The 19,278-nt window shown below is 69.4% G+C and carries 17 protein-coding genes; 10 read left to right on the top strand and 7 right to left on the bottom strand.

The window, feature by feature from the left end:
* Positions 1–10: 10 nt before the first annotated feature.
* Together AC6JA9_RS41720 and AC6JA9_RS41715 are read right to left on the bottom strand one after the other, a co-directional pair.
* Positions 11–1,333 (bottom strand): DsbA family protein, encoded by a 1,323-nt coding sequence (locus AC6JA9_RS41720; RefSeq protein ID WP_267698763.1) that lies wholly within the window; start codon positions 1,331–1,333, stop codon positions 11–13.
* A gap of 155 nt (positions 1,334–1,488) precedes the next feature.
* The gene (locus tag AC6JA9_RS41715) at positions 1,489–2,679 is read right to left on the bottom strand and encodes a hypothetical protein (protein WP_223785808.1); all 1,191 of its coding nucleotides are present in this window, start codon (positions 2,677–2,679) and stop codon (positions 1,489–1,491) included.
* Positions 2,680–3,001: 322 nt separating this feature from the next.
* Between AC6JA9_RS41715 and AC6JA9_RS41710 the strand changes: the two genes are divergently transcribed.
* Together AC6JA9_RS41710 and AC6JA9_RS41705 are read left to right on the top strand one after the other, a co-directional pair.
* Positions 3,002–3,721 (top strand): hypothetical protein, encoded by a 720-nt coding sequence (locus tag AC6JA9_RS41710; protein ID WP_497958824.1) that lies wholly within the window; start codon positions 3,002–3,004, stop codon positions 3,719–3,721.
* A 162-nt stretch (positions 3,722–3,883) separates the two neighbouring features.
* Positions 3,884–4,012, top strand: a complete 129-nt coding sequence (locus AC6JA9_RS41705) for a hypothetical protein (protein ID WP_255653685.1) — start codon at positions 3,884–3,886, stop codon at positions 4,010–4,012.
* Here the strand turns inward: AC6JA9_RS41705 and AC6JA9_RS41700 are convergent, their stop codons facing one another.
* Complete coding sequence (locus tag AC6JA9_RS41700) at positions 4,013–4,612, bottom strand: CDP-alcohol phosphatidyltransferase family protein (protein ID WP_223750913.1); 600 nt, start codon at positions 4,610–4,612, stop codon at positions 4,013–4,015. It abuts the gene before it with no gap.
* Between the two features lie 294 nt (positions 4,613–4,906).
* Between AC6JA9_RS41700 and AC6JA9_RS41695 the strand changes: the two genes are divergently transcribed.
* Positions 4,907–5,758 (top strand): DUF4846 domain-containing protein, encoded by an 852-nt coding sequence (locus AC6JA9_RS41695; protein ID WP_223750914.1) that lies wholly within the window; start codon positions 4,907–4,909, stop codon positions 5,756–5,758.
* Between the two features lie 28 nt (positions 5,759–5,786).
* Here AC6JA9_RS41695 and AC6JA9_RS41690 read toward each other — a convergent pair whose 3' ends face one another.
* From AC6JA9_RS41690 to AC6JA9_RS41675, 4 genes are all read right to left on the bottom strand, one after another.
* Positions 5,787–6,851, bottom strand: coding sequence for a fatty acid desaturase family protein (locus AC6JA9_RS41690; RefSeq protein ID WP_408888636.1), 1,065 nt, complete (start codon positions 6,849–6,851; stop codon positions 5,787–5,789).
* A gap of 317 nt (positions 6,852–7,168) precedes the next feature.
* On the bottom strand, positions 7,169–8,461 hold the full coding sequence (locus tag AC6JA9_RS41685; RefSeq protein WP_223785810.1) for a cytochrome P450: 1,293 nt from the start codon (positions 8,459–8,461) through the stop codon (positions 7,169–7,171).
* Between the two features lie 420 nt (positions 8,462–8,881).
* On the bottom strand, positions 8,882–9,292 hold the full coding sequence (locus AC6JA9_RS41680) for an STAS/SEC14 domain-containing protein (protein ID WP_223750830.1): 411 nt from the start codon (positions 9,290–9,292) through the stop codon (positions 8,882–8,884).
* A gap of 154 nt (positions 9,293–9,446) precedes the next feature.
* Positions 9,447–9,866 (bottom strand): STAS/SEC14 domain-containing protein, encoded by a 420-nt coding sequence (locus AC6JA9_RS41675; protein ID WP_141332792.1) that lies wholly within the window; start codon positions 9,864–9,866, stop codon positions 9,447–9,449.
* Positions 9,867–10,082: 216 nt separating this feature from the next.
* Here AC6JA9_RS41675 and AC6JA9_RS41670 point away from each other — a divergent pair, with 216 nt between their 5' ends.
* The 7 genes from AC6JA9_RS41670 to AC6JA9_RS41640 all read left to right on the top strand — a co-directional run bounded on the left by AC6JA9_RS41670 (position 10,083) and on the right by AC6JA9_RS41640 (position 19,212).
* Entirely contained in the window at positions 10,083–11,351 is a 1,269-nt protein-coding gene (locus AC6JA9_RS41670) for an ABC transporter substrate-binding protein (protein ID WP_267698768.1), read from the top strand.
* An 85-nt stretch (positions 11,352–11,436) separates the two neighbouring features.
* Complete coding sequence (locus AC6JA9_RS41665; protein WP_267698769.1) at positions 11,437–12,321, top strand: carbohydrate ABC transporter permease; 885 nt, start codon at positions 11,437–11,439, stop codon at positions 12,319–12,321.
* Positions 12,318–13,130, top strand: coding sequence for a carbohydrate ABC transporter permease (locus AC6JA9_RS41660; protein WP_267698770.1), 813 nt, complete (start codon positions 12,318–12,320; stop codon positions 13,128–13,130). Before AC6JA9_RS41665 ends, AC6JA9_RS41660 begins: the two co-directional genes overlap by 4 nt.
* 82 nt (positions 13,131–13,212) lie before the next feature.
* Complete coding sequence (locus AC6JA9_RS41655) at positions 13,213–16,599, top strand: nSTAND1 domain-containing NTPase (RefSeq protein WP_497958823.1); 3,387 nt, start codon at positions 13,213–13,215, stop codon at positions 16,597–16,599.
* 14 nt (positions 16,600–16,613) lie between these two features.
* Complete coding sequence (locus AC6JA9_RS41650; protein ID WP_497958822.1) at positions 16,614–17,429, top strand: sigma-70 family RNA polymerase sigma factor; 816 nt, start codon at positions 16,614–16,616, stop codon at positions 17,427–17,429.
* Entirely contained in the window at positions 17,429–18,289 is an 861-nt protein-coding gene (locus tag AC6JA9_RS41645) for a serine/threonine-protein kinase (RefSeq protein ID WP_497958821.1), read from the top strand. The genes AC6JA9_RS41650 and AC6JA9_RS41645 overlap by 1 nt, the downstream gene beginning before the upstream one ends.
* Before the next feature lie 56 nt (positions 18,290–18,345).
* Entirely contained in the window at positions 18,346–19,212 is an 867-nt protein-coding gene (locus tag AC6JA9_RS41640) for a CBASS oligonucleotide cyclase (RefSeq protein WP_497958820.1), read from the top strand.
* Positions 19,213–19,278 lie beyond the last annotated feature (66 nt).

The following is a 19,278-nucleotide window of genomic DNA, read 5'->3' as shown; positions in this document are numbered from 1 at the left end:
CGCAGGCGCGCTAGCGGGTGGCCACGCCGGCCTTCTTCAGCTCCTCGTCGATGACGCGGCGGAACTGGTCCACCGGCACCGCGCCGAGGATGGGCCGGCCGTTGATGAAGAACGTGGGCGTCCCCCCGGCGCCCACGCGCGTGCCCTCGCGCGAGTCCTCGGCGATGACCGCGTCGAACTTCCCGGAGTCGAGCGCCTGGTTGAAGCGCGCCACATCCAACCCCAGCTGCTTCGCGTAGCCCTCCAGCGCGGGTCGCCCGAGCTGGCGCTGGTTGGCGAAGAGCAGGTCGTGGAACTCCCAGAACTTCCCCTGCTCATGTGCCGCCAGGGACGCCGCGGCCGCGAGCTTCGCGTTCGGGTGGTTGGGCAGCGGCTGGTGCTTGAAGGCCACGCGCAGCTTGCCCTCGTACTCCTTCTCCAGCGTCTTGAGCGTGGGCACGGCGCGCGAGCAGAACGGGCACTCGAAGTCCGACCACGCCACCAGCGTGACGGGCGCGTTGGCGGGACCGCGCGACGGCGCCTTGCCCACCTCCACCTGCTGGCGAGCCCCCTCCGCGGGCGCGGGCGGCGCGGGCGGGCGGTCCACGCCGCGCTCGATGGTGCGCGCATAGACCTCCGCGCGCGGCACGCCGCCCTTCACCAGCGCCTCCGCCTTCGCCAGCTCCTCGTCGATGACGCCGGTGAAGACCTCCACCGGCTGCGCGCCGTTGATGAAGCGCCCGTTGACGAAGAAGGCCGGGGTGCCGGTGGCGCCGACCAGGCGGGCCAGGTTCTCGTCGCGGCGCACGCGCTCGGCGAGCTTCGGGTCCGCGCGGTCCTTCTTCCAGCGCTCCACATCCAACTTCAGCTCCTTCGCATAGCGCTCCAGGTCCTCCTCCTGCTGCGCGCGCGGATTGGAGAAGAGGACGTCGTGGAACTCCCAGAACCTGCCCTGCTCCCCGGCGGCCAGCGCGGCGAGGGCGGCGGGCCGGGCGCGCGGGTGGCGGTCCAGCGGGAGGTGCTTCATCACCAGGCGCAGCTTGTCGCCGTAGCGCTGCTGGAGCTGCTTCACGGTGCCGTGGCCGCGCGAGCAGAAGGGGCACTCGTAGTCGGAGAACTCCACCAGCGTGACGAGCGCGGACTCGGAGCCCTGGACGAGCGAGCCCTCCACGGGGACCTTGTAGACGACGGGCGAGATGGGAGGCCGCTGCCGGGCGGAGGGCGGGGCCGCGGCCGCGGACGGCGCGCGCGGAGCTTCCGCGACCTTGGCGGGCACGGGCGCGAAAGTGCGTCCTCCCACGAACCCCAACACGAGCCCCACGACGAGGCTCACCCACACGGATGCTTTGTGCACGACGCGACTCCCGGAATGAAGACACACCCCGGGCGCGGTCGGCCCGAGCCACCGAGGGGCCGGGCGCGTGTGGCCCGGCGTCCCTTCAGTGCGGCGAGGGCGCGGGAAGTTTCAGCGCGCATTTCCGACGCGCGCCGGAGCGGGCCGCCGCCGCGTCAGCCGAGCCGACGGCGGACCTCGTCGTCCCCGGAGGTGAAGGGCGCGGGAAGCGTCCAGAGCGCCGAGGGGTGGCGGTAGCCCAGCTCGAAGGCGGTGAGGATGGCGGGCCAGCGGTCCGCGAGCAGGGCCCAGTTGTACTCGGTGGGCTTCGAGGTGAGCGGGTTGGAGTCGCGGTCTCGCTGCGTGGCCGCGTAGTCGGCGAAGTTCCACGCCACCGTGCCCAGCTCCAGGCGCAGCAGCGGTGTCATCGCCAGGGTGAGGTCCGCGCGGGAGATTTCACCGGGGAGCCGCTCGGGAGGCGTGAAGGCGGGTTGCACGGCGTCGGCCTGCTCGCGCCAGGCGAAGCAGTTGTTGGCGACCTGGATGAGCGCATCCCGCGCGGCGGGGCCGGGGCACTGTCGGGCGCGCTCCAGCAGCGCGAAGCCGGCCACCACGAGGCTCATGGCGGACATGCCCGGGAAGCGGCGCGCGAAGTCGGAGGGGGCGGGCTTCTCGTGGGTGAGGCCCTGCAGGACGGTGAAGGCGTGCTGGGACTCGTCGGGCTTCGCGCCCGCGAGGGTGAAGTCGCTCAGCACGCGCTCGGGGGTGACGCCGCCCGTGTCGGGTCTCCAGTCGAGGTAGCGCAGGGCCGCGCCGCCGATGTCGGTGAAGATGGCGACGTTGCCCTCGTTGAGCATGCGCTCCAGGGTGATGGCGAGCGACTCCGCCTTGTCGAGCGGGAGGATGCCGGGGGCCTGGAAGAACAGCCGCGCGAAGCGATGCGCGGTGGCCCAGAGCGTGCGCGGGTCCCCGAGCGGCTCCAGGTTCATGGCCCCCGCGAGCGCGCCGAGCGCGGTGGCCGCGTCCTGGGGCAGGCCATGTCCACCGAGCGCCTCGGAGAGCTGCTCCGCGCCCTTCCGCGCGGTGCCCGTGAGGCCCATGCGGTCATAGGTCCGGGCGGGGCTGGGGAGGGGCTCGCCCTGCGCGAGGTCGATGATGCGCCGGGCGATGGCCGCGCCGAGCATGCCCTTGCCGGCCTCGTGCGAGGCATGGATGGCGAAGGCGAACCAACCGGGTGTGGCCTGGCTGCCGTGCGTCGGATGGAACTCCGGGTCCACCAGCTCCTGGAGCGTGCGCGCCAGGCGCGTGTAGCCCTCGGTGATGAACCGGTTCTGCTGGAGCGGTGTGCCGGCGGGGACCCCCGTCACCGGCGCGAGCAGCTCCGGCGCGGGTGCGCTCAGGGCGTTGGCGGGCGGGGGCCAGTTCGGAACACGAAACCCGGGTTGGGTGGGCGTCTCCTCGGGGGATTTCGTCGTGATGGCCGTGCTCCGGAGCCGGGGTGGGGCCGCACTATCGCCCGATTCGCGGCGGCAGGCAGGTGTGTTGCCGTGCCTGGTGCCGAAGGGGCGCACTCCCGGCGGCTTGCTCCCCGTGCGCCGGCCTGCCCTGTCGCTGGTTGTCCATGGGTGGGCAGGCCCCATCTTCCAAGGACGAAGGGAGGCCGTGACCATGCGTCATAGAGCGGCTGGGATGGCGGTGGCGGTCGCGGGCTTCTGCGTCCTGTTGTGCGGCGGGGGTTGCACGGCGAACGCGCAGTCGAACGAGGCCCCGAAGACGACCTCGGCGGTGGCGGCGCCCTCGCGTCAGGCAGCGCCCTCGGCGGGCGAGGTGTCCGAGCTGTGGAACAGCATCTCGGGGCTGCGCGCGGAGGTACGCCAGCTGCGCCAGGAGGTCTCCAGGCTGCGGGCCCAGGTGGACGCGGGAGCGCCGCGCGGCACGGACGCCCAGGCACAAGGCACGGATACCCAGGCACAAGGCACGGATACCCAGGCACAGGGCACGGACGCTCAGGCGCAAGACACGGGCACCCAGGCACAGGGCACGGACGCTCAAGCACAAGGCACGGGCGGCTCGGGCACCCAGCCACGCCCGGAGGACGGCACGGGGACGGCGCGCGATGTCCCGCCCGCGGGGACGACCTTGCCGGCGCCGGTGGGGACCGCGGTGGTGAAGGCCACGTACTCGGGCGTGGTGCGCTCGGTGGCGCCGCCGGAGGTCGTCATCGGACAGGACTCCGGTGAGGCGCTGACGCTGGAGGTAGGCCCCAGGACGCGCGTGCTGCGGGAGGGCCGGAGCATCGGCGTGCGGGACCTGGACCCGGGAGACCGCGTCTACGCGGTGGTGGACATGGTGGGCCGACACGAGACGATAGAAATCTCGGTGGTGCGGAAGGAGGACCCCGAGGACTGAGGGCGCGAGGTCCGCTCGCGTCAGTCGTCCGCTCCCAGCCTCGTCGTCGCACGAAGGGAGGTTCCCGTCATGACGGCCTTTGACCGATACCGCGCACTCCTGCGCAAAGTCTCGAATGTGCGAGCGCGACATCCGGAAGGTGGCTCGCCCGAGGAAGATGCCTTGCTGGACGACCTGGACGATGTCTGGTCGGAGATGAGCGAGGGTGAGCGCGCCGCGGTGGCTTCCGAGCGCGCCCAAATCCTGGGGCTCGCGGAGTCGGAGGACTCCGCCCCGCCGCCCCCGGGCTGATTACTTGCGAGCCGTGGGCATGGGCGTCCCCCGCGTCCCATGCCCGTCTCCCACGGGAGGCCGCGCGGCCTCACGAGGCTTCATCCGGGCTCGCAGCACCGCGCGCGTGTAGTCCACCACCGACGCCAGCGACAGCAGGGCGATGAGCGCCACCAGCGGGCGCACCGCCGGGGGGAACAGCAGCACGCACAACAGCGCGAGCAGCTGCAGCGAGGTGACCACCTTGCCGAGCATCCGCGCCTTGAGCTCCACGCGCCGCAGGGCGGGCACCCCTCGCGCGACGACGAAGCCCACCGCGGTGCCGATGTCGCGCACGAGCAGGAGCAGCACCTCCGGCAGGGACACCAGCCCGTCCAGGTAGCACACGAGGATGGCCGTCACCATGAAGGCGCGGTCGGCCACCGGGTCGATGAGCGCGCCCAGCCGCGTGGCCAGCCCCTTGTTGCGCGCAATCCATCCGTCCAGGAAGTCCGACAGGGCCGCCAGCACGACGAGCGTCGCCCGCACCATCGCGTCGGGCACGAGGATGAAGGCCACCGCCATGGGCAGCCGGGACAGCGACAGGATGTTGAGCAGCACGAGGCTCGCCTGGCGGCGCATCTTCTCGCAAAGGTAGTGCTCGCCCGTGGTCACGCACCTGCCGTGGAGGACGGGCTGTCGTCGTTCCACTGCTCGTCACCCGGACAGAGGGCAGGCGACCTCACCGCCCCGCATTCGAGGGCTGCGAGGGAACTTCCGGCCGGCGACAATCCTCCCAGCAAGAGCCCCGAAGCCTCCTGGAGTCCCACGCTCGTGATTGCCCCCGAACACCCGTCCGTCCTCCCTCGCCGCTCCTGGCTCCTGGTCGCCGCGCTCCTGGGCCCGGGCCTCGCCGGCGCCGCCCCGTCCCTGGACGTGCGAGGCGAAGTGCTCACGAGGACCGTCGCCCAGGCCCCTGTGTCCGACGCCGAGCCCCGGGCCCCCACGCGCGAGGAGCTCGCCCGCTACACGTGGCTGTCGGAGGACGCGCGCATCCGTCCGCTGGACCTCGCCGTGCCCCCACCGGAGGGCTACACGCGAGTGGGCGTGGAGGCGGGCACGTTCGCCGCGTGGCTGCGCGGCCTGCCCCTGCGCGCGCCGGGGACACCCGTGCTGCACTTCAAGGGGGGACAGGTGTTGCCCGCGGACGACGCGCGGCTGGCCGCGGTGGCGGAGCTGGACATCGGCACGGCCAACCTCCAGCAGTGCGCGGACTCCGTCATCCGGCTGCACGCCGAGTGGCTGTGGTCCGCGAACCAGAAGGAGCGCATCGCCTACCGCTTCACCAGCGGCCACCTGGCCTCGTGGACGAAGTACGCCTCCGGTGAGCGGGCGAGGATCTCCGGCTCCAAGGTGACGTGGGTGAAGAGCGCGGCGGCGGACAGCTCGCGCGGCGCGTTCCGCGCCTACCTGGACCTGGTCTTCATGTACGCGGGCACGCTGTCGCTGGAGGGCGCCAAGGGCCGGCCCACGAAGGACGACGTGCGTCCCGGGGACTTCTTCGTGCTGGGCGGCAGCCCGGGACACGCGGTGCTGGTGCTGGACGTGGCGGCCGACGCGGGGGGCCGCCGCGTGGCGCTGCTGGGCCAGGGGTTCATGCCCGCCCAGGACTTCCACATCCTGTCAGGGGGAGGGGACACCGGGCCCTGGTTCCCGCTGGAGACCGACGCGGTGGCCACGCCCTTCTGGAAGCCCTTCCCCTGGACGTCGCTGCGCCGCTTCCCCTGAAGGGAGGCCGCGAGCGCGCGCCCGGGCGCTACGAGTGCAGCGGCAGCCGGACGCCCGAGGTCTGCGGCGGCGGCGCGGCGGGCAGCGACTCCTCCAACCCGGAGCCCGGCGTGCGCGTCAGGTACTGCACCAGGCTGTTGTGCTTGCCCAGGTACGTGTCGAAGCGGTTCACCCCGTCCTCGAGCAGCCCCGCCTGGTCCAGCGCGTCGTGCATCACCGGCAGGTTGTAGAAGGGCACGGACGGGAACGCGTGGTGCGTCAGGTGGTAGTTGCAGTTGAGCGGCGCCACGAAGAAGTTCTCCAGCAGCGTGCCCTTCACGTCGCGCGTCTCGCGCGTCTCGTCGCCCTTGGGCTCGATGTCCAGCGGGTGCTCGCCCAGGGCGCGCATCCGGAAGAACGCCATCATCACCGTCGTCGTGGGCAGCACCCACAGGAGCAGCCAGTGCAGCCACGCGCCCGTCGTCACCAGCGTGGTCACCAGCAGCGCCACGTACGTCCAGTAGCGAGCGTGCTCGGCGGCGCTGATGCGGGGCTTGGCGCCACCCAACAGCCGCCCCCAGTACGTCCAGGGCAGCACGACCTTCAGGTGGTTGGGTGCGTACAGGCCCAGCGCGTCGCCCACGAACACCGCCGCGGCGCGCAGCGGCGTGCGCGGGAAGTGCCAGGACGCGTCGCCCTGCATGGAGGCCCAGTACGGGTCCTGCTGCGTGTTGACGTACCGGTGGTGCTCCATGTGCTGGTGCCGGTAGCCCGCCGTCGTCATGTTCAGCGGGAAGGCGCACAGGAAGTCCGCCACCACGTCGCCCACCTTCCGGTTGGACAGGAAGTGGTAGTGCGCCGCCTCGTGCATCAGCGCCAGCATCGCGTGCTGCCGCGTGGCGATGATGAGCGCCGCGATGGGCCACGCCCACCACCGGTCCACCCACACCACCCCGGCGAACGCCGCCGCGATGACGAGCCACTGGGAGGCGAGCGCCCACACCGCCCGAGCATTGCTCACCCGCGACATCTCCCGGGTCAGCTTGGACAGCGCCTGGCGATCGACGCGCCGCGCGATTTGGACATCCGCCTCGTCAACGACTTCGGCGTACATGAGGGGGCTCCTTCGTTTCACGAGCAAGCGGGGTATTCCAGGACTCTTTCTCGCAAGAACGGCCAGTATGGCAAGAAATTTCTCTCTGTAACGTACGCACGCCCTTTTCAAACAGCCACAAGCAGTCCGCGAAAACCCCTTGGGGGTCAACAATGACTGCCTTTCGAAGCCCCGGGCGGGTGTGATTGGACTCCGGTGGGAGGGATTCGGTCACTGAAGTCAGACGCCAGACATGCGCGGGGCCCTGGAGACCGATGAAGGTCCACAGGGCCCCGGGCAACGACATGGGAGCTGTCACGCGCGAGGCGTGAGCGGGCTCAAGGCGTGGCGTCCCACTCCACCTTGAGGTGCCGCATCTGGCGCAGGACGATGCTCTGCCACGTGCCGTAGTCCTGGTTGGGCACCAGGCGCGGGTGGGCGACGGCCTCCACGAGGATGCGGGTGGTGATTTGGGTCTGGAGGCGGGCCAGCGGCGCGCCCAGGCAGAAGTGGATGCCGCGGCCGTAGGTGAGGTGCTGGGGCGGCTTCTCGCGGTCCACGTCCAGCTTGTTCGCGTGCGGGCAGAGCGACTCGTCGCGGCTGCCGGCCGCGTACAGCAGCAGCAGCCGGGAGCCCTTGGGCAGTTGGATGCCGCCCACCTCCACGTCCTCCAGGGCGGTGCGAATCATGGCGTGCTGGACGGAGTCGAAGCGGCTGCCCTCCTCGATGAACTTGGGGATGAGCTCCGGGTCCTCCCGGAGACGTCCCCACAGGCCGTGCTCGAGCGCCAGCTTCCAGGTGTTGGCCATCAGCGCCGTGGTGGACTCGTGGCCGGCGGACAGGAAGGACGCGCCGATGGCCATCACCAGCTCGTGCACGCTCAGCGCCTCGCCGTCCGCCTCCACCTCCACCAGGTAGCTGGTCAGGTCCTCACGGGGCGCCTTGCGCCGCTCCTCGATGAGGTTGACGCAGTAGCGCTGGAACTCCAGCACCCCCCGCGCCATCTCCGCCTGCTTCTCCGCGGGCACGTGCTCGAAGGTGAGCGACTGCCAGTCCGCGCTCCACTTCTTTATCTTCCACACGTCCTGCTGGGGCACGCCCATGACGCCGAGGATGACGTGGGCCGGCAGCGGATAGGCCAGCTGCTCCACCAGGTCCGCGTGCCCGTCCTTGGCGAAGCGGCCAATCAGCTCGCGCGCCATCTTCTCGATGAAGGGCTCCATCCCGGCGATGCGCTGCGCGGTGAAGCCCCGGTTCATCAGGCGCCTGAGGCGCGTGTGGTCCGGCGGGTCCATGCCCAAGAGCACGTGGGCGATGGGGAAGCCCTGCGACAGGATGTTCTTGGCCTCCTCCGTGAGCTGGGTGCCGCTCACCAGCATGTCCCGGTTGGAGAAGCGCGTCGTCTCCTTGAGGACCTGGAGGATGTCGTCGTGGCGGCTGACCAACCACATGCCGAGCATGGGGTTGAAGCTGACGGGCTCCTCCTTGCGCAGCCGCTCGAAGAACGGGTGGGGGTTGTCCACGTGCGGCCCCGCGAAGGGGTTGTACTGGGCGCCCAGGTGGGGGCAGCGCCCTGTCGGGGCGTGGGCCGGGACTCCGGTCTCTTCCTGCTTCTGAACCGTCACGGGCATGGTGTCACTCGCAGTTCGAGCGCGGGCCCCCCAGCTCACCGCTCGGACATGGGTTGATTGAGGCGTGGGGCACAGCCGGTCCGGAGCCAGGGCGAGGGAATTACCGGGCGAGTTGGAGGCTCTGGAGTGACCGCCTATACAACGATTCCCGACTATTAAGCCAGTGGGGGAGGATTTTTATAGTCTGGCTGGCCTCTGTCCACGGCGGGAAGATGCGCTATTCCTGAAATGTGCCGGATTTCAGACGGTTGGCGGACCCCGTCGGCCGCAAGCCGGCTCGGATTCTGAGGAAGAGGGAGGCGGGGGAGGGACGGCCGGGGAGCGCGAGCGGGCTCGACCGCAGTGTCACCAGGGGTGGCCTCGGGGGCCCCGGGGAGGGGGCCGCCACGAAAGCCAGACGGACGGCGGGTGCGGCGAGCTTCAGCCGCTCTTGCGGACGTTGGCGCGGCGCTGCTGCTCCACCCAGGCGTGGGCCTCGGCCATCGTCTTGACGAACTCCGTCTTGAACTCGGTCTTGCCGGTCAGGAACATGCCCAGGGAGATGACCTTGCCGAAGGTCTGCTGGACCATGTCCGCGCCCACGTAGACGCAGCCCTTGAACCACTCCGGCTTGCTGTTGTCGGACAGGTAGCGGCGCGCCTCCGCCTGGAGCTGCGAGTTGCCGATGTCCGCAATCATGAAGTAGGGGCCGGCCTTGGCGACCTGGCTGTAGATTTCAACGGCCCGCTTCATGTCCTCCAGGTTCAGCATGCCGCTGAACACCGCCACCAGCACGTCCTGCTGCTCGTGGCGAATCTGGTGCGCACCGAACTTCCATTCCTGTTGCTGCATGGGCACTCCCTCTGAGCTGGCCACACAAGCATACAACCCGTGGCCCACGGGAGCGAGAATCCAGTCTTCGCCTTCAAACCGCGACTTGAGGACGACCCTGGGTCTGGAATGGGACAGCGGGGGTGTCGCCCGGCACACAGCCGGGCCTCGCGTCTCAGCCCGCCTTGCGCTGCTGTCGGGCGCGGTGCTGGTCGACCCAGGTGCGCGCGTCCGCGAGGGTGTCGACGAAGGTGGTGTCGAAGCTCGTCTTGCCCGTGTAGAGCATGGCGAGCGAGATGGCCTTGCCGAAGGTCTTCTGGACGATGTCGGCGCCCACGTAGACGCAGCCCTTGAACCACTCGCTCTTGTTGTTCTCGGAGAGGTAGCGCCGGCCGGCGGCCTCGATTTGGGAGCGGCCGATTTCCGCGACGATGTAGTAGGGGCCCAGAATCGTGAACAGCTCCGCGTAGACCTCGGAGGTGCGCTTCACGTCGTCCAGGGTGATGGGGCCTTCGAAGGTCGCCACCGCCATGTCGGCTGATTCGATGCGAACGCGGTGCGCGCCGAACTTCCACTCCCGAGGCTTCTCCGCCATGTGCTCCCCCACCCAGAGGTCCTGTCTGTCCGAAGAATAACGCCCGCTCCCGGGCAGAAGGCAAACAGACGTCCCGAGTTGTGTGCCCGAAGTTCCAGGGAGACGTTTTTCTCCACATGCACACGAATTACGTGGTGCCGGGGTGTTCGGGTGAGAACGGGGGCGGTGCGGGTGTGTTGACGGTGAGGGGGCGGGAGGGGCTCATGCCGGGTTCCCATGGCTCGCCCGTTCTTCTTCTCGCTCGTGCTGGGGCTCGTCCTCGTGACGCTGGGGTGTCGGCGCGGGGAGGGTGAGCGCGAGCGGGGGGCGCGGCTGGTGCTGAAGTACCAGCCGCTGTGGGGGCCTCCGGAGCCGTTCCGGGAGCTCTTGGCGGGCTTCGAGGAGGCGCACCCCGGGGTGACGTTGGTGACGGAGGCGTTGCCGAACTCGTCGGACCTGGCGCACCAGTTCTTCCTCACGTCGTTGGAGGGAGGGGCGGCGGACTTCGACGTGCTGGTGGCGGACGTGGTGTGGGTGCCGGAGTTCGCGCGGGCGGGGTGGATAGCGGACCTGTCCGAGGCGTTCCCGCCCGAGCGGCTGCGCGAGGAGTTCCTGCCGGGGCCGGTGGAGGCGGTGGTGGTGGAGGGCCGGACGTACGCGGTGCCGTGGTACCTGGACGTGGGGGTGCTGTACTACCGGACGGATTTGGTGCCTCGGGCGCCGCGCACGTACGCGGAGTTGGAGCGGTTCGCGTTGGATGCGAAGGCGAAGGCGCCGGGGGTGCAGGGCTTCGTGTGGCAGGGGCGGCAGTACGAGGGCCTGAGCTGCAACGTGTACGAGGCGCTGTGGGGGCACGGTGGGCAGGCGTTGGGGGAGGACGGGCGCGTGTTGTTGGACACGGAGGCGGGGCGCGAGGCGCTCGGGTATCTGCGCGGGCTGCTGACGCGCGGGGTGTCTCCGGAGACGGTGATGGGGTTCGGCGAGGAGGAGGCGCGGCGCGTGTTCCAGGAGGGGCGCGCGGTGTTCATGCGCAACTGGCCGTATGCGTGGAGCGAGGCGCAGAAGGAGGGCTCGCCGATTCGGGGGAAGGTGGGCATGGCGCCCCTGCCCACGGTGAGCGGGGAGCCTGGGTTTGGAACGCTGGGCGGGTATCAGCTCGCGGTGAACGCGAAGGTGTCACCGGAGCGGAAGAAGCTCGCGGAGAAGCTCATCGCGCACCTGACGTCGCCGGAGGCGAACCTGGTGCTGGCGGTGCACTACGCGCGCAACCCGCCGAGGGCGGCGGTGTATGACGATGCGAGGTTGAAACAGGGCTCACCGTTCATCGCGAGCCTGCGGGAGATGGTGGAGCGCGCGCGGCCCCGGCCGGTGACGCCGTACTACAACCTGATTTCGGATGTGTTGCAGAGCGAGTTCTCCGCGGCGGTGGCGGGGATTCGCACGCCCGAGGAGGCCTTGGGGCGGGCGCAGAAACAGGTGGACCACCTGATGGGGGAGGGGAGATGAGCGGGCTCGCGGTGGGGTGGGCTCGGTGCGGCCGTGCCTCGGGTGGATGGATGCGGCTGCTGCGTGAGCACGAGCGGGAGGCGCGATGAGCGAGCCGGTGCGTGGCTCGCTGGAGCGGGAGCGCCGGCAGGCGTACTGGTTGGTGGCGCCGGCGGTGGTGGTGCTGGCGGGCGTGGCGCTGTACCCGATTCTCGCGGCGGTGTGGCTGAGCCTGCACCGCTTCATCCTGGTCTTCGGCGAGCGGAGGTTCGTGGGGCTGGGGAACTACGCGTACCTGTTGGGGGACGCGCGGTTCTGGGCCGCGCTGGGGAACACGGCGTACTTCACGGCGGTGGCGGTGGCGGTGGAGCTGCTGCTCGCGGTGCCGCTGGCGCTGCTGCTCCAGAGGTCCTTCCCGGGGCGAGGTTTGTTACGAGCCTCGGTGCTGGTGCCCTGGGCGATTCCCACCGTGGTGAGCGCGAGGCTGTGGGCGTGGATGTTCAATCCGGACTACGGGCTCATCAATCGCTTGCTGCTCGGACAGGACATCAACTGGCTGGGGGCGCCGGGGTACGCGCTGCACGCGGCGATACTGGTGGACGTGTGGAAGACGACGCCCTTCGTGGCGCTGTTGGTGTTGGCCGGGCTGCAAGGGATTCCGGAGGACCTGTACAAGGCGGCGCGGGTGGACGGGGCGTCACCGTGGAGAATCTTCCGGTCGATAACGCTGCCGTTGCTCAAGCCGGCGCTGTTGCTGGCGGTGCTGTTCCGCTCGTTGGATGCGTTCCGGGTGTTCGACGCCATCTACGTGTTGACGGAGGGCGGGCCGGCGAACACGACGGAGACGTTGAGCATCTACGCGTACAAGACGCTGATGCGCTCGGGGGACTTCGGGTACGGGAGCACGTTGTCGGTGGCGACGTTCCTGTGCGTGGTGGTGCTGGCGGCGGTGTGGCTGCGGCTGTTGGGGCGTGAGGAGCGGGCGCGATGAGACAGCGCGTGGGCTTGGGGACGGCGCTGGCGGTGGTGGCGTTCCTGACGTTCTTCCTGGGGCCGTTCTTCTGGCAGGTGCTGACGAGCCTGTGGCCGGATGGAGAGCTGACCCGGCCGTGGCCGTCGCATCTGACGTGGGAGAGCTACGCGAGCGTGCTGTGGGGGCGACCGTTCCTGCGGGTGGTGGTGAACTCGCTGGTGGTGGCGGCGCTGACGACGGGGTTCTGCCTGGTGGTGGGCTCGGCGGCGGCGTTCGCGCTGGCGAAGCTGGAGTTCCGGGGGAAGGGGCTGTTGTTGAGCGCGGCCCTGGCGGTGAGCATGTTCCCGCCGATTGCGACGGTGAGCCCGCTGTATCTCATCCTGCGCGCGGTGGGGTTGCGGGACAGCCTGGTGGGACTGGCGTTGCCCTATGCGACGTTCGCGATGCCGTTGACCTTGTGGGTGCTGACGTCGTTCTTCAAGCAGCTGCCGGATGAGCTGTATCGGGCGGCGAGGGTGGACGGGTGCACGCCGTTCCAGGCGTTCCGGCGGGTGTTGTTACCCCTGGCGGCGCCGGGGCTCGCGACGACGGCGATATTGGTGTTCATCTTCGCGTGGAACGAGTTCCTGTTCGCGCTGACGTTCCTGACGACGCCGGAGAAGCGCACGGTGCCCGTGGCCATCAGCCTGTTCGCCAGCGAGTACCGTGAGCCGTGGGGAGAGATTGCCGCGGCCTCCGTGGTGGCCACGCTGCCGCTGGTGGTGCTGACGGTGTTGTTCCAGCGGCGGATTGTGTCCGGGCTCACGGCGGGGGCGGTGAAGGAGTAGGGGCGCACGGGGTGGGAGAGACCCGCCCCCGCGCGGGGGATTCCTCGGGTGAGGCCTGGCGGAGTAAATCCTTTCGCATCCCATGCTCCGTGCTCCGTCGTCCCAGGTTGGTCCGTTCCGGTTGCTGCGGCAGTGTGGCTCCGGAGGCATGGGCGAGGTGTTCGAGGCCGTCAACGAGAACACCGGACAACTGGTGGCGCTGAAGCTGCTGTCCCGGGACGCGTCGAGGGAGCCGCAGGTCGTCGCGCGCTTCCTCCAGGAGGGGCGCGCGCTGGTGAAGCTCGACCTCCCGGATGTGGTGCGAGCCTTTCATTGTGAGAAGCAGGCGGACCAGGTGTTCCTGGTCATGGAGTTGCTCGACGGCCAGGACCTGCGGAAGTGGATGGGCAGGCACTCGGGACGCGTGCCGCGCGAGACGGCCTTGGCCCTGTGCGCGCAGGTCGCGCGAGTGATGGCGGAGATCCACGCGAAGGGCATCGTCCACCGGGACCTGAAGCCGGAGAACGTGTTCCTCTGCACTGACGCGAGCTCGGCCCTGGGATATCGGGTCAAGCTGCTGGACTTCGGCATCGCCAAGCTGCCGCCGTACCGTGATGACGCAGTCGCCGCGACCCAGGTCCATACGCATGAGAACGTGCTCATCGGGACCTATCACTACACGGCACCGGAGCAGCTCCGGAGTGCCTCTTCGGCGAAGGTCTCCGCGGACGTCTACTCCCTGGGGGTGATGCTGTTCGAGCTGCTCGCGGGGCAGCGGCCCTTCGAGTCGGAGGAGATGGTCGAGGTCATCTCCGCGCACGTGAACACGCCGCCGCCCTTCCTGGGGCAGTTGGCGCCGACGATTCCGGGGGCGCTCGCGACCTTCGTGGCGTCGATGCTCGCGAAGTCGCCCGAGGAGCGCCCGACGATGGCGCGGTGTCGCGACATGCTGCTCCGGCCCTGGGCGCAGGAGCAGGACGTCTGTCCCGTGCCGGGGCTGGCGTCCTTCAATGAGTCGCAGGCGGAGCTGTTCTTCGGGCGCGGGGCGGAGACGCGCAGGGTGCTCGATTCTCTGGACGAAGCACGCTCGGGAGGGCGGCGCTGGGTCTCGCTGGAAGGGCCGAGTGGTGTGGGCAAGTCCTCGCTGCTGCACGCGGGCGTGCTGCCGAGGCTCCGTGAGCCACCGCCGCCAGGGCTGCCGCGCTGGGTGGTCGTCGTGGCGAGGCCGTCGTATGAGCCGGTGCGGAGCCTCGCGAAGGCGCTCGTGACGGCCTTCCCCACGCGGGATGTGGATGCGGTGGAGCGAGGGCTGCGAAGCGGGCCCGCGGGCCTGCGGACCTTCGTCCAGACGAACGTTCCTGAAGACAGCTTGATGCTGCTGGTCGTGGAGCCGCTGGAGGAGCTCTTCACCTCGGGGAGCGCCGAGCAGTCGGTGCTGGATGGACTGCTGGTCACGGCATTGGCCGAGGAGGGCCGGCTGCGGCTGCTGACGTGCTTGCGCAGCGACTTCCTGCATCGGCTGGAGCAGTTGCCGAGGCTTCCCCACCGGCTTCAAGAAGCGATGCGCTTCCCGCTCTTGCCGATGGGTGAAGCGGCGCTGAAGGAGGTCGTCGAGGGGATGGCGCGCCAGGCGGGGATGCAGCTCAGTGAAGGTCTGGCGGAGCGGATGGTGCGCGACGCGAAGGGAGAGGGCGGCGGGCTGCCGTTGCTCGGGCATGCGCTGCGCTCACTGTGGACCTTGAGCGGTGGCGCGCCCCTGACGCACGAGCACTATGACCGGATGGGAGGCGTGGGCGGCGCGCTGTCCCAGCAGGCGGAGCAACTGCTGGCGAGCCTGGGCGAGCAGGGCCGGGAGCGTGCGAAGTGGATCCTGCTGTCCCTGGTCCAGGTGGGACGTGGCGTGCAGGACACGCGGCGGCCTCGTCCCAGGAGCGAGGTGTTGGCGGAGGCGGGACGTGATGCACTCGCCGAAGAAGCGTTGCTTCGCCTGAGCGGGCTGTCCGGGGTGGCGGGCGGTGAGCCCGGACCTCGACTGGTGCTCCTGTCCGGAGGGGCCGAGGTCGAGTCCCAACGTGTGGACCTGGTGCATGAGACGCTGTTGCAGCGGGTCCGCTCGCTCGTCGCGTGGCTGGAGGAGGAGCGGCGAGAGCTGGAGGTGCGCGCGGACGTCGAGGTCGCCGCACGGAACTGGGAAGAGGCCGCGCGGCCGAATGAGTGGCTCCCTCGGGGAACGATGCTGACGCATTACCGGGGCGGTGTCGGCACCCCTGGACGGGGTGTCCATCGGCTGAGTCTTCGCGCGAACGCATTTCTCCAGGCCGCGAGCCGGTTGGAGCGGCGTCGGGTGTGGACCGGCCGCGCATTGGTGGCCGCGGCTTCATTGGCCGTGGTCGTGATGCTTGGAGTGACGGTGCAGGCGTGGGAGCAGCGCGAGCGCGCCGACCAGAACCTCCATCGCATCATGAACTCCGCGGAAGGCATCGTCTCCGACGCGGACTGGGAGCTGAGCTGGATTGCGAACACGCTCGAGGTCCGAAGGGCGTTGCTACGTGGCTTGTCGGACTCGCTGGAGGGGTTCTCCGAGGAGGAGCAGCAGCGGCGAGAGGTCCTCTGGCAACGCATCAAGCTTGCCCACCGGATGGCCGACCTGAGCTTCCTGAATGACACGCTGCAGGTCGCGGGTGCGCACCTCCTCCACGCGAGGAACCTCCTGACGCAAGGTGAGGCGCTCGGCTTCGGAGGCGAGGATTACCGCATGCAGTGGGCGTTCAATCACTCGAAGCAGGGCAAGGTCGACCTGGCGGCGGGGCGATTGTCCAAAGCGCGTGCCCTCTTCCTGCAATCCGTCGAGTATTTCGAAGCGCAGCGTGCCGCTGTGCCGCGCTCGGTCTCCGGAGACCGGGACTCCGCGGTGGGCCTCAGCGAGCTGGCGGACCTGGAGCTCGCCGAGGGGCGCGCGGGCGAGGCCCTGCGTTGGCTCGAACGCGCCGTTCCGCTGTTCTCCACGCAGGACCCGGACTACGGCGCATCCCTCTACGCGCAGGGCCTGGCGTATCAGGCGGAGGTGATGCGACGGGCGGGGCGCCTGGCGGACGCGCACCCTCGATTGGATGAGGCCATGAGGCTCATGGCACAGGAGGCGAGCACGCATGCCGGGGACCATCACCGCAAGTGGATGCTGGAGTGGGTCCGACTCTGGAGCGCGAGATTGGCCTCTGACGAGGGCCGCTGGACGGACGCAGCGGTGGGCTACACGGCCGCGGTGACTTCCGGGCGCGAGCTGGTCAGGGGGGAGCCCACGAGCAAGCGATTCGCCCTGGCGCTCCTGGAAGCCCTGCGTGGGGCCGAGGCGTTGGCGCTTCGGCGAGGGGATTCTGACCAGGCGGAGGCACTGCGCAGGGAGGGGTGTGCGCTGGTCCATGAGTTCGTCGCGCGCGACCCGGAGGACGTGCGCTTCAAGGCCCTGGCGTGCGAGAGTTTCAAACCGTGACGTGGGGGATGCGCATGGCCGAGCCTTCTTTGTCGGAGTGGTCTTTCGAGGCGCTGTTGCAGCGGGTTCGAGAAGGGGAGAAGGCCGCGCGGGACGAATTGTGGAGCCGTTGTCTGCGGCAGGTGTCCCAGTGGGCCGAGAAACAGCGTGCCCAGGTCGAGAAGGTCGGCGCGCGGCCTTCGGACGTCACCCAGGACTCCCTGCTGAAGGCGTTTCAACAGCTCGACCATTTCCAGGGGACCACGGAGCGGGAGTGGTGGGCGTGGCTCCGTCAGATCGTGAGGAACGAGGCCATCGGGACCTATCGACATGGCACCCGGAAGCGGCGCGACGCGACGGCGACGGTGTCGCTGGATGGAGAAGAACTCCTCGGCGTGAAGGCGCAGGAGCGCAGCCCGAGCCAGGTGACGGCACTCCAGGAAGAGTGGCGACGCCTCATCTCCGGCTTCCAGTGGTTGGAAGGTCATCAGCCGGACCAGCACCAGGCCCTGAAGATGTTCCATCTCGATGAGCACCCGGTGAAGGCCATCGCGGAGCACATGGGCAGGACGCCCAAGGCGGTCGAGAGCCTCATGGGGCGTGGGGTGCGCGCCTTGCGTGCCTGGATGGCGGATGAACCAGTCCTGGAGGACCCGCTCTCCACCGAGGCAGCCGCGGAGCGCAACGAGGTGGATGCGGCCTTCTCCAAGTACCTGCGGCTCCTGGAGGCAGGCGGGACGGTGGATGTCGAAGCCTTCGTGAAGGGCTACCCGGACTGCGAAGAAGAGCTCCGGGGCATGCTCCACTGGATGGACCAACTGCGTGCCTTGGACCCATCCAGGAAGCGCTGATGTCGCTCCACGGGATGCAGTGGGGGCGCTACGTCATCGACAGCCTCGTCGCGGTGGGCGGGTCGAGTGATGTCTATCGGGCTCGTGCGCTCGATGGAGATGGCTGGGTGGCGGTGAAGACCCTGAGCCAGAGCGCGAGTCTTCAGGCGGAGCTGGTCGCGAGGTTCCAGAACGAAGCAGAGGCGCTCCTGTCACTGCGCCATCCGTATCTGGTCGAGGCGCTCGAGATGGGCACGCCCACGGAAGACGGGCCCCCCTTTCTCGTCCTGGAGTGGGTCCCGGTGAGCTTGCATGAGCTCCTCGCGCGGCGAGGTGGCCGACTGTCGTTGGAGGAAGGTGTCCAGGTGCTGCGCCAGCTCGCGCAGGTGCTCCACTTCCTGCACGAGAAGGGCGTCATCCATCGAGACCTGAAGCCCGAGAACGTCCTCATGGCTTGTTCCGGACCTGCCGCACTGGAGGTCCGTCTCACCGACCTGGGCCTGGCGCGCCTCGTCCCGGGAGAGGGTGCACGGGCCCCTTCGCTGTATGTGTCCACGGCGAGGGATGCGCTGCTGGGGACGGGGGAGTACATGGCCCCCGAGCAGTGGACCAGTCCCAAGGGCGTGGACGCGAAGGTGGATGTCTATGCGCTGGGGGTGCTGGGCTTCCGTCTGCTGGTGGGCGCGCCTCCTTTCAGTGCGAGTGAGCGTTCGGGGTTGTTCTTCCTTCATGCGCTCAAGCCCCCGCCGCTGGCTCTCCTGGAGGGATTGGCTCCCGAGCCCCTTCGTGTCCTGCTCGGAGCCATGCTCTCGAAGAAGCCGGGGCAGCGGCCCGAGATGGTCGACGTGGCGAGGACCTTGGACTCGCTCGCGAGGGGCTGAGCCCGGTCTGGCGTCCTCTCTTCCGGAACGGATTTCCCGCGTGGGAGAGGTGCGACATGTGGACCGTGGAACAGGCGATGCAAAGGCTCGTCGAGGAGCAGGAGTTGTCTCGCGCCGAGCGTGACAACGTGACGCGGCAGCACGAGGTCGTGCGCGAAGTGCTGATTCGGCGGCTGCCACTGTCGGAGGTGTTCCTGTCGGGCTCGTACAGCCGGGGGACGGCGCTGCGTCCCTTGCACGACGTGGATGTGTTCGCCGTGTTCGACGCCGACCGCCAACCGAGGGGGCAACGGGAGCCTGACGCGTTGCTGGGTGAGGTGCGGCAGGTCTTCGAGGCGGAGTGGCCGGGACGCGACTCGCCGGCCCTGCAGAGACACTCCCTGCGCATCGACTTCTCCTCGGGAATCAGCGTCGACATCGTGCCGGCCTACACGCGAGGACCCGGGGGCTATCTCATTCCCCAGCGGGACACGGGCGCCTGGATTCAGACGAACCCGAAGGAACACCAGGCCGCCTGTGCCCAGGCGGACCAGGCCGCGAGAGGTCGACTCAATCCCCTCATCAAGCTGGTGAAGCAGTGGAACCGAGCTCGGGACAACAGTCCGCTGCGCTCCTTCCACCTGGAGGCGATGTGCTACTCGGCGTTTGCGTCGCCGCCCGAGGGGACGCTGCTGGAGCGACTCGAAGCCTTGTTCCGGCACCTGTCGGAGCGCGTCATGCAGACCTGCCGTGACCCGGCGAAGCTGGGCGTCGCGGTGGATGCTCGGATGACGCAGGGACAGAAGGAGGCCGCTCGCAACCTGTTCCAGAACGCCATCCGGGAGGTTCGCCTCGCTTCGCAGGAGCGCACGTCGAACCCGGAGCAGGCGCACCAGCACCTCTCGACGCTGTTCGGGCCCGTCTACCGCAAGCGCGGCCCTTGAGCACCTCGTGGGAAAATGAGCGGGCTCGCGAGGGGGCCACTTCGCGTTGGCGTCTTCCTCGGTGGA

The organism is Myxococcus sp. MH1, assembly GCF_059738865.1.
This window is presented reverse-complemented; position numbering and strand designations above follow the sequence as displayed.

Coding starts and splice junctions, on each gene's coding strand:
- AC6JA9_RS41680 (WP_223750830.1), bottom strand. CDS start 9,292: ATGCAGCAACAGGAATGGAAGTTCGGTGCGCACCAGATTCGCCACGAG.
- AC6JA9_RS41665 (WP_267698769.1), top strand. CDS start 11,437: ATGAGCGAGCCGGTGCGTGGCTCGCTGGAGCGGGAGCGCCGGCAGGCG.
- AC6JA9_RS41650 (WP_497958822.1), top strand. CDS start 16,614: ATGGCCGAGCCTTCTTTGTCGGAGTGGTCTTTCGAGGCGCTGTTGCAG.
- AC6JA9_RS41700 (WP_223750913.1), bottom strand. CDS start 4,612: ATGCGCCGCCAGGCGAGCCTCGTGCTGCTCAACATCCTGTCGCTGTCC.
- AC6JA9_RS41645 (WP_497958821.1), top strand. CDS start 17,429: ATGTCGCTCCACGGGATGCAGTGGGGGCGCTACGTCATCGACAGCCTC.
- AC6JA9_RS41690 (WP_408888636.1), bottom strand. CDS start 6,851: ATGTACGCCGAAGTCGTTGACGAGGCGGATGTCCAAATCGCGCGGCGC.
- AC6JA9_RS41655 (WP_497958823.1), top strand. CDS start 13,213: ATGCTCCGTGCTCCGTCGTCCCAGGTTGGTCCGTTCCGGTTGCTGCGG.
- AC6JA9_RS41640 (WP_497958820.1), top strand. CDS start 18,346: ATGTGGACCGTGGAACAGGCGATGCAAAGGCTCGTCGAGGAGCAGGAG.
- AC6JA9_RS41685 (WP_223785810.1), bottom strand. CDS start 8,461: ATGCCCGTGACGGTTCAGAAGCAGGAAGAGACCGGAGTCCCGGCCCAC.
- AC6JA9_RS41660 (WP_267698770.1), top strand. CDS start 12,318: ATGAGACAGCGCGTGGGCTTGGGGACGGCGCTGGCGGTGGTGGCGTTC.
- AC6JA9_RS41670 (WP_267698768.1), top strand. CDS start 10,083: ATGGCTCGCCCGTTCTTCTTCTCGCTCGTGCTGGGGCTCGTCCTCGTG.
- AC6JA9_RS41675 (WP_141332792.1), bottom strand. CDS start 9,866: ATGGCGGAGAAGCCTCGGGAGTGGAAGTTCGGCGCGCACCGCGTTCGC.
- AC6JA9_RS41710 (WP_497958824.1), top strand. CDS start 3,002: ATGGCGGTGGCGGTCGCGGGCTTCTGCGTCCTGTTGTGCGGCGGGGGT.